This window comes from Winogradskyella undariae (genome assembly GCF_013285155.1).
Taxonomy (GTDB): Bacteria; Bacteroidota; Bacteroidia; order Flavobacteriales; family Flavobacteriaceae; genus Winogradskyella; species Winogradskyella undariae.
In genome coordinates this window covers 105,565-113,424 of sequence record NZ_JABTEL010000012.1, presented here as the reverse complement: position 1 = coordinate 113,424, position 7,860 = coordinate 105,565, and the positions used below count along the sequence as shown (strand labels likewise).

Annotated in this window: 7 protein-coding genes; 1 reads left to right on the top strand and 6 read right to left on the bottom strand. The window is 34.0% G+C overall.

Translation table 11 applies throughout. The annotated features are described in order from the left end of the window. Positions 1-531 precede the first annotated feature (531 nt). The 3 genes from HSX10_RS15300 to HSX10_RS15290 all read right to left on the bottom strand — a co-directional run bounded on the left by HSX10_RS15300 (position 532) and on the right by HSX10_RS15290 (position 3,342). Positions 532-1,722, bottom strand: a complete 1,191-nt coding sequence (locus HSX10_RS15300) for a CynX/NimT family MFS transporter (protein WP_173589116.1) — start codon at positions 1,720-1,722, stop codon at positions 532-534. Between the two features lie 166 nt (positions 1,723-1,888). Next, a complete protein-coding gene (locus HSX10_RS15295; RefSeq protein WP_173589115.1) occupies positions 1,889-2,767 on the bottom strand; it encodes a YihY/virulence factor BrkB family protein in 879 nt (292 codons plus the stop codon). Positions 2,768-2,835: 68 nt separating this feature from the next. Next, positions 2,836-3,342, bottom strand: coding sequence for a redoxin domain-containing protein (locus HSX10_RS15290; protein WP_173589114.1), 507 nt, complete (start codon positions 3,340-3,342; stop codon positions 2,836-2,838). A gap of 239 nt (positions 3,343-3,581) precedes the next feature. Here HSX10_RS15290 and HSX10_RS15285 point away from each other — a divergent pair, with 239 nt between their 5' ends. Further along, on the top strand, positions 3,582-4,973 hold the full coding sequence (locus tag HSX10_RS15285) for an NAD-dependent succinate-semialdehyde dehydrogenase (protein ID WP_173589113.1): 1,392 nt from the start codon (positions 3,582-3,584) through the stop codon (positions 4,971-4,973). A 77-nt stretch (positions 4,974-5,050) separates the two neighbouring features. Here HSX10_RS15285 and HSX10_RS15280 read toward each other — a convergent pair whose 3' ends face one another. From HSX10_RS15280 to HSX10_RS15270, 3 genes are all read right to left on the bottom strand, one after another. Continuing rightward, positions 5,051-5,242 (bottom strand): cold-shock protein, encoded by a 192-nt coding sequence (locus tag HSX10_RS15280; RefSeq protein WP_173589112.1) that lies wholly within the window; start codon positions 5,240-5,242, stop codon positions 5,051-5,053. Between the two features lie 64 nt (positions 5,243-5,306). Continuing rightward, positions 5,307-6,296, bottom strand: a complete 990-nt coding sequence (lpxD, locus tag HSX10_RS15275; RefSeq protein WP_173589111.1) for a UDP-3-O-(3-hydroxymyristoyl)glucosamine N-acyltransferase — start codon at positions 6,294-6,296, stop codon at positions 5,307-5,309. A gap of 308 nt (positions 6,297-6,604) precedes the next feature. After that, positions 6,605-7,723 (bottom strand): DEAD/DEAH box helicase, encoded by a 1,119-nt coding sequence (locus HSX10_RS15270; protein ID WP_173589110.1) that lies wholly within the window; start codon positions 7,721-7,723, stop codon positions 6,605-6,607. Positions 7,724-7,860: the final 137 nt, after the last annotated feature.

Genomic DNA, 7,860 nt, shown 5'->3' with positions numbered 1-7,860 from the left:
TTATAGAACACTGCGTGTCATTAGAACTATGATTATGTCAAATTTCACACAAAAACATTATTACGCTAACAAGAAGACACAACAATTAGCTTGTACATAATCATTAACGTTATGGAACACTGCGTGTCACTAGAACTATGATTATGTCAAATTTCACACAAAAACATTATTACGCTAACAAGAAGACACCACAATTAGCTTGTACATAATCATTAACGTTATAGAACACTGCGTGTCACTAGAACTATAATTATGTCAAATAGCGCTAAAATGCGCTATTACGCTAATTGTTATAGTTTGTCCTATAATTTATATTATGTAAAATAGACTTTGTAAAATAAGATAGTTCACTCCAAATACTGTTTATTGTAGCATATTAAAATCAATCAACATATCTATTTAAACAAATTTTGATGATTGACGCCTTTACTAAAAAAGACCTACTGCTTATTATATAATTTTAAAATAAAAAACCCATCACTATAATGATGAGTTTCAATATTTAGGTTAAAAAGATATCTTAGATAACGTTTAAACCTTAAGATCTTTACCAGCATTAATACCTAGAATCAATTTAACAATACCAAATACAATTAATAAAACTAAAGTATAATCCCAAACGGCTGTTAAATCAAAAATAACTCCAGCGATAAATGGTCCTGCAGCTGCAATAAAATAACCAATAGATTGTACAATACCAGAAAGTTCTGCGGCAGTTTCGGCATCTTCAGATCGTAAAACAATCAGCAACAAAGCCAATCCAAAAGTACCACCAAGTGCAATACCTAAAAGTCCAATCCAAAGTCCAACCATACCATCTCCAGGAAACATTAAACCAGCAAACGCTATAATTTCAATAACACCTAAAGTCAAAATAACCAAGCGCTGATCTTTTCTAGATCCGGCCCACATAGGTACCAAAATAGCACCAATAATACCTGTAGCTTGACATAATGAAAGCATCCACCCTGCGTATGCTGCGTCATACCCCCTATCTATTAAAATAGATGGTAACCAAGCTATAGTCACATAAAATGCAGCAGACTGAAGCCCCATATAAAAAGCAATTCTCCAAACTAATAACGAACCGCTCAATTTTCTCATAGCCGCTTTAAAGCTTCGGTTTGGAGGGAATCGTTTAATACGCTTAACATTAGGAATCCAAACAATAACAGCTAATACAGCTAAAATAGCCCAAATACCTAATGAGCCTCGCCAACCGAGGTTAAGCTCTATAGCCAAAGGCACACTTAAGCCCGATGCAAAAGCTGCACCTAGTGATAAAATTCCGGTAAATAAACTGGTGACAAATCCGGCTTTATGAGCAAAGTTTCTTTTAATTAATGCTGGGATCAATACATTTCCAAACGCAATAGCTATACCTAATAAAATGGTCCCTAAATACAGGTTAAAAATACCACCAACAGAACGAATTACAATACCTAATGCTAATAAAACCAATGATCCAAAAATAGTGATACCAATACCAAAACGTTTAGTAAATAAAGGTGTTATAGTAGAAACCACTGCAAATGCAAGTAATGGCAAAGTAGTTAGTAAGCCTAATAAAGTATCAGATAGCTTAACATCAAAACGAATCATGTCTATTAACGGTCCAATACTAGAAAGTGCTGGTCTTAAATTTACAGCCACAAATAAAACACCTATAAGTAGTAGCGTTCGGGATCCTTTATTTAATCCATTTTTATCTAATTTTGCCATAATGTTTAATAAGAGACACGAAGCGTCTAATTACTGCGGGGTTTAATATGCTTTCCTAATGAGTCGAAATACGTTTAAAAAGACAGCAAAAATAGGCGTTTGTTTTGAGAAGCAGCCTTTATTGGTAAAAAAAAGGCAGCACGAAAAACACAAAACCAACCGATAGCTACCCTGTGATATAGTCTCCTTCTACATATTGGTCAGCATATTGCTTGGTAAAATGTGCACCAAACAACAAGATTAAACAAGAATAAGATACCCAAAGCATAATTAGAATAATTGAACCCGCAGCTCCGTATGTAGACCCAGGTTCCATGGTATTAAAATATAAAGCCAATAGATATTTACCAATTAAAAACATAAACGTTGTTAATGCAGCACCTGTACGCACAGATTTCCATTTAATCTTAGCAGATGGTAAATATTTAAACATCGTTGCAAACAATAAATAAATGAAGCCTACAGAAACTAAAAAATCAACAATAAACAGATAATCAAATAAGTTGTCGGGCAAAAACCGATTGAGTTGTTTGCTAAAGGTGCTTAATAATGAGGTTAATATAAAACTGGTTAGCAATAAAAATCCAAGAATTAGGATAAATCCAAAACTCTTCACACGACTCATTAATGTGGCTACTATGTTATTTTTATAAGAAGGTTCTTGTTCCCAAATGGTATCTAATGCCGATTGTAGCTGAAAAAACACACCTGTAGCACCATAAAGCAAGGTTCCAACACCTATAATTGTAGCAAAAATATTGGTCTTTTCTCCGCTTTGGTTTTCAATCATTGTTCTAATAGCGTCTGCGGCATCTGGACCAATAGCTTGTGAGATTTCGCTTAGTAATTCGCCTTGTACCAATTCTTCTCCCCAAAAACTCCCCACCACTTTCAAAATAATAATCACTAAGGCAGGCAGAGACAAAACGGCATAATAAGCTACAATAGCACTACGTTGAAAAGGTGCTCCATCAAACCACGATTTGCCTGCGGCAACTAATAATTGGGGTAAATGCTGTATTTTAAACTTAGGTTTTTCTGTCATATTTTAATAATAAAAAATACGTAAAGCCTAATGAAAGACTTTACGTATATATAAAGTGATACTATGGATTAAGCTTCTCCTCTAGCCGGATAATCTTTACTTAACACAAATTTAATGGCATTAATAACATCGTCTAATGCAGGTCTTGCAAATGGCATCGTTTGTATAGAGGCGCAATATAATTCTTGATTAGGTTTTATAATAAATAAACCAGGTTCTATAAATGTTTCAGGTTCATCTTTGATACCTTTCGATATAAATAAGCCCCATTCTCTAGCGTCTTCTATAGGGAATTCATACCCTAATGGCACATCACCTATCGCCCATTCCTTAGTTGTTTTTTCAGCTAATGCTTTCGTTTCACTACTAATAGCTATTACATTAACACCTAGTTTTTTAAACTTTGGTAACTTAGTTTGTAATTCCTCTAAATATGTTTTACACACCGGACAGTGAAGACCTCGATAAACAATAATCATTGTAAACGCTTCTGGATCTTGTTTACTTAGTGTCCACTCTGTTCCATTCGTTAAATTTATGGTTAAATCTGGTGTTTTCTGTCTTGGTTTTAACATGTCTTTTTATTTTTTATGATTCAATAATTTCAATTCCAATATCGGAATGCTCTAAATTAGATATTATGCAGCGCACATGTTGTCTCGTTTGCAAATTCTATTAATGCGAAAGCTAAAATTCTTATAAAACACCTCACAAAATCATCTATTCTTATATCCGTCAATAGTTTTAGGGATACTGTCAATAGTTTCCTTAATAGATGTAGACCTTTGATATGAATTAAAAAAGAAAGAGAATTATGAAAACGACTGCAATTAAAAACGACATTACAACTATAAACCCTACAACAGGAAAAACCTTGACGTCATATACTTATATGACAGATGAAGACGTAAAAAACACCATTGATAAATCTCACAAAGCATTTTTAAATTGGAAATCGAAGTCTTATAATGAGCGTGGAAAAATCATAAAAGCCATAGGAAAGGAATTACTAAACTATAAACCTGAATTGGCAGAACTTATGACCAGTGAAATGGGGAAACTCCTAACACAGAGTCAGCAAGAAGTTGATCTATGTGCTGGTATTTGTGATTATTCCGCTAATAATGCTTCAGAATTCTTAAAGAATGAAGAACGAAAATTACAAGATGGCAGTAAAGGCATTATTACCTACGCTCCCATTGGTGTTATTTATGGTATTCAACCTTGGAATTACCCATCGTATCAAGTTATCCGTTACACTATAACCAATCTCATGGCAGGAAATAGCATTTTATTAAAACATGCTGCCAATGTAACAGGAACAGCCAAATTATTAGAGTCCATATTTAAAGCGGCAGGATTACCAGATGGCTTATTCAGCGTACTATTGATAGATCACGACCAATCAGACTTGGTAATTGATAATAAGCACGTTAGAGGAATCACCTTAACAGGAAGTCCTAAAGCAGGTGAAATTATTGGAGAAAAAGCAGGAAAAGCATTGAAAAAATCAGTTCTAGAATTAGGAAGTAACGATGCGTACATTGTTTTAGAAGATGCTGACATTGAGTTGGCAGTAAGAACCTCTGTCATGGGGCGTATCTATAATAATGGAGAAACCTGTATTGCAGCCAAACGATTTGTGGTGGTTGATGCTGTTTATGATGAATTTAAAGACGCTTTTGTAAAGGCTATGGAAAATCTTAAAGTGGGAAACCCTATGGACAGCGACACCAAATTAGGCCCCATTGCAAGAGAAGATCTTAGAAACACCTTACATGAACAAGTAAAAAAGAGTATTGAAAATGGAGCGAAACTACTTTGTGGTGGTAAAATACCAGAAGGTGAAGGTTTCTTTTATCCTGCAACGGTTTTAGAAAACGTTACCAGCGGACAACCGGCCTATGATGATGAATTATTCGGACCTGCAGCAGCACTAATAAGAGCTAAGGATGAAGAGGACGCCATGCGTATTGCCAACGATAGCCGTTTTGGATTGGGTGGAGGCATCTTTTCTAAAGATGTAGACCACGCCATAGAACTAGCCGAAAAACATTTTGATACAGGTATGATCTTTATTAATAAATTTGGTACAGCCTATCCTAATATGCCTTTTGGTGGTGTAAAAGACTCCGGGTTTGGTAGAGAACACGGCGGATTTGGGATGAAAGAATTTGTAAACGCAAAATCAATAATGATCGGTTAATAATAACGGAATTCATAAGATAAAAAAAAGCCCATCACATATATGTGATGGGCTTTTAAACTTAGTTAAAAGATATCTTAGATAACTTTAACATTAATAGCGTTTAAACCTTTTTTTCCTTCTGTAAGTTCGAATTCAACTTCATCACCTTCGCGAATCTCATCGATTAATCCAGAAATATGGACAAAATGATCTTTGTTTGAACCTTCTTCTGTAATAAAACCGAATCCTTTGTCGTCGTTGAAGAATTTTACTGTTCCTGTACTCATTGTAATCTATTTATTTAATAATTATTATATAGTAGTCAAATATAGTGCCAAAAATTTAAATCACCTAACGTGCTAACTTTCTTAATGCCACCCATTGTTTTAACATTTCTCTAGAATCAACCGCCGGATACCCCAAAACAGTTTTTCCTGCTGCAACATCATTCATAACACCAGAACCAGCACCAACAGTTGCACCAGAATGGATTGTAGTATGATCTTTTATAGATGCAGATCCTCCAATCATTACACCATCACCAAGCGTTACAGAACCTGCAAGTCCTGAACTTCCTGCCATAATACAAGAACGACCAAGAACACAATTGTGTGCAATTTGCACCAAATTATCAATCTTACAGCCATCACCTAATATTGTAGAACTAAATTTACCACGATCTACACAAGAGTTTGCTCCAATTTCAACAGCATTACCGATAACAACATTACCGATATGTGGAATTTTAACTAAACCTTTTCCGTCATCACTTGGACGATATCCAAAACCATCAGCGCCAATACTTACATTATTATGAAAAATACAATAGCTACCAATCTCAGAACGTTCTCTAATAACGGTCCCAGACCAAACGACCGTATGATCTCCAATCGTCGTTTCATCTAAAATAGTAACATTAGGATAAATGGTTACATTTTTGCCAAGTACAACATCTTTACCAATATAAGACCCCGCTCCAACTCTACTTCCTTCTCCTATTATTGCAGAAGGATCAATAGTTGCAGAAGGATGAATTTCTACTTCAAAGTGAGGTGTTGCAGGTGTAAATGACTCCAGTAATTTGGCCATTGTTAAATCGGCATTCTTAACTTTAATCAATACACGATTCTCACCAGGTTCTAAATCAATGTTATTATTAATAATGGCTAAACTTGCTTTAGAATCTTTCCAAAGGGCTGCAAATTTACGATTACCAATAAAGGTTGCCTGATTTTCTGTTGCTTTTTGAATCTGCTCTAATCCAGTAATTTTATGTGTTGTTGTTCCTACAACTTCGCCGTTAACGAAGGCGTTGATGTCTTCTATTGAAAGTGAGATCATTGATGTAAATAATATATAGTTTATAGAGACACAAGGTAATACTTAAATTCGAAAATCAAACAAAGTAATGCAATCTTCAAGTGTTGCTATTTCTCTTAAATAATTTAGAGGTAGACCAGTTGTGAATTTCTAGTTCAACAGGAATAACAAAATTATATATCGTATTTATTACGACTAATTTAGAGCCTATTAAATATAAAATTACGACACTAAAATCACTTATTTAAACAAAAAAAAGAGATTAACCATAACTTTAGTTAATCTCTTTTAAGTATTTAAATAACAAATAATTAAATTAACAGCAATTATTAAATCGCTAATTCTCTAAATGTAATTCCTAATGCCGATTGAATATCGATTACTTTCTGCATTTCACCAGGAATAATTAAAGCAATAGATTGCCCTGTTTTACCTGCTCTTGCTGTTCTTCCACTTCTATGTGTGTAATAATCTAATTGTTCTGGTAGTTGGTGGTGTAATACAAAACCTAAATTATTCACGTCAATTCCACGAGCAGAAACATCTGTTGACACTAATATTTGAAGCGTTTCGTTCTTAAAAGCACGCATAACTTTATCACGATCTTTTTGTTGCATATCGCCTTCTAAGGCATCTACAGCAAAACCTTCATTTTTTAATTGTAATGCCAAAGCTTTAGTCCCTGCTTTTGTTCTACAAAAAATGATTCCTCGTTCTTCCTGACGTTTGTCTATGATACGGATAATCATATTCAACTTTTCCTTAATATTGGTATGGATGTAATGGTGTGAAATATTTTCGTTTACCAAAGCATTTTTATTCACCTCAATCTTAATTGCATTTGGTGACATATAAGTATTTACAATACGTTTTATTTCTTCTGGCATCGTTGCAGAAAACAACCATGTATTCCTTTTCTTGGTATTGTAGGCTAATATTTTGTTTAAATCTTCTTTAAACCCCATGCTTAGCATTTCGTCTGCTTCGTCTAAAATCAAGGTTTTCACATTAGAAATATCAACAGCTCCACGTTCTACTAAATCTAGTAAACGTCCTGGCGTTGCGACTACAATATGTGTTGTTCTTGTTAAAGCTTTAATTTGCTTATCCATCTTTTCACCACCGTAAACACCTTCAGAGAAAATCTTCTCGTCAATATATTTGGTATAACGAAACAATTGCTTTTGTATTTGTTGCACCAACTCACGCGTAGGTGCAATAATTAAAGCCTGAACATCAGAATTTTTTGTATTTATTGAATGTAAAACAGGCAAACCAAAAGCAGCTGTTTTACCAGTACCTGTTTGCGCTAAACCAATTAAATCTGTCTTAGATTCTAATAAAATAGGAATAACTTTTTCTTGTATTTCCGTTGGATTTACAATGTTAAGTTCTTTTAAACCTTTTATATAGGATTTCTTAATCCCTAATTCTGAAAATGTTTTCATTATATTTTTATTATGATGCAAAGGTAATTTGTTCTTTTGATGAAATTCGTCAATTCGAGTAAATTTTACGATTGAAAATGCGTCAAATTTACTCGAAAATAAGAATTTCTAATAAGATGTGTTCTCACTACGATTTT

Bases quoted from the DNA above. Each gene is read 5' to 3' on its own strand.
- HSX10_RS15300 (WP_173589116.1), bottom strand. From the start codon at position 1,722: ATGGCAAAATTAGATAAAAATGGATTAAATAAAGGATCCCGAACGCTA.
- lpxD (WP_173589111.1), bottom strand. From the start codon at position 6,296: ATGATCTCACTTTCAATAGAAGACATCAACGCCTTCGTTAACGGCGAA.
- HSX10_RS15270 (WP_173589110.1), bottom strand. From the start codon at position 7,723: ATGAAAACATTTTCAGAATTAGGGATTAAGAAATCCTATATAAAAGGT.
- HSX10_RS15280 (WP_173589112.1), bottom strand. From the start codon at position 5,242: ATGAGTACAGGAACAGTAAAATTCTTCAACGACGACAAAGGATTCGGT.
- HSX10_RS15295 (WP_173589115.1), bottom strand. From the start codon at position 2,767: ATGACAGAAAAACCTAAGTTTAAAATACAGCATTTACCCCAATTATTA.
- HSX10_RS15290 (WP_173589114.1), bottom strand. From the start codon at position 3,342: ATGTTAAAACCAAGACAGAAAACACCAGATTTAACCATAAATTTAACG.
- HSX10_RS15285 (WP_173589113.1), top strand. From the start codon at position 3,582: ATGAAAACGACTGCAATTAAAAACGACATTACAACTATAAACCCTACA.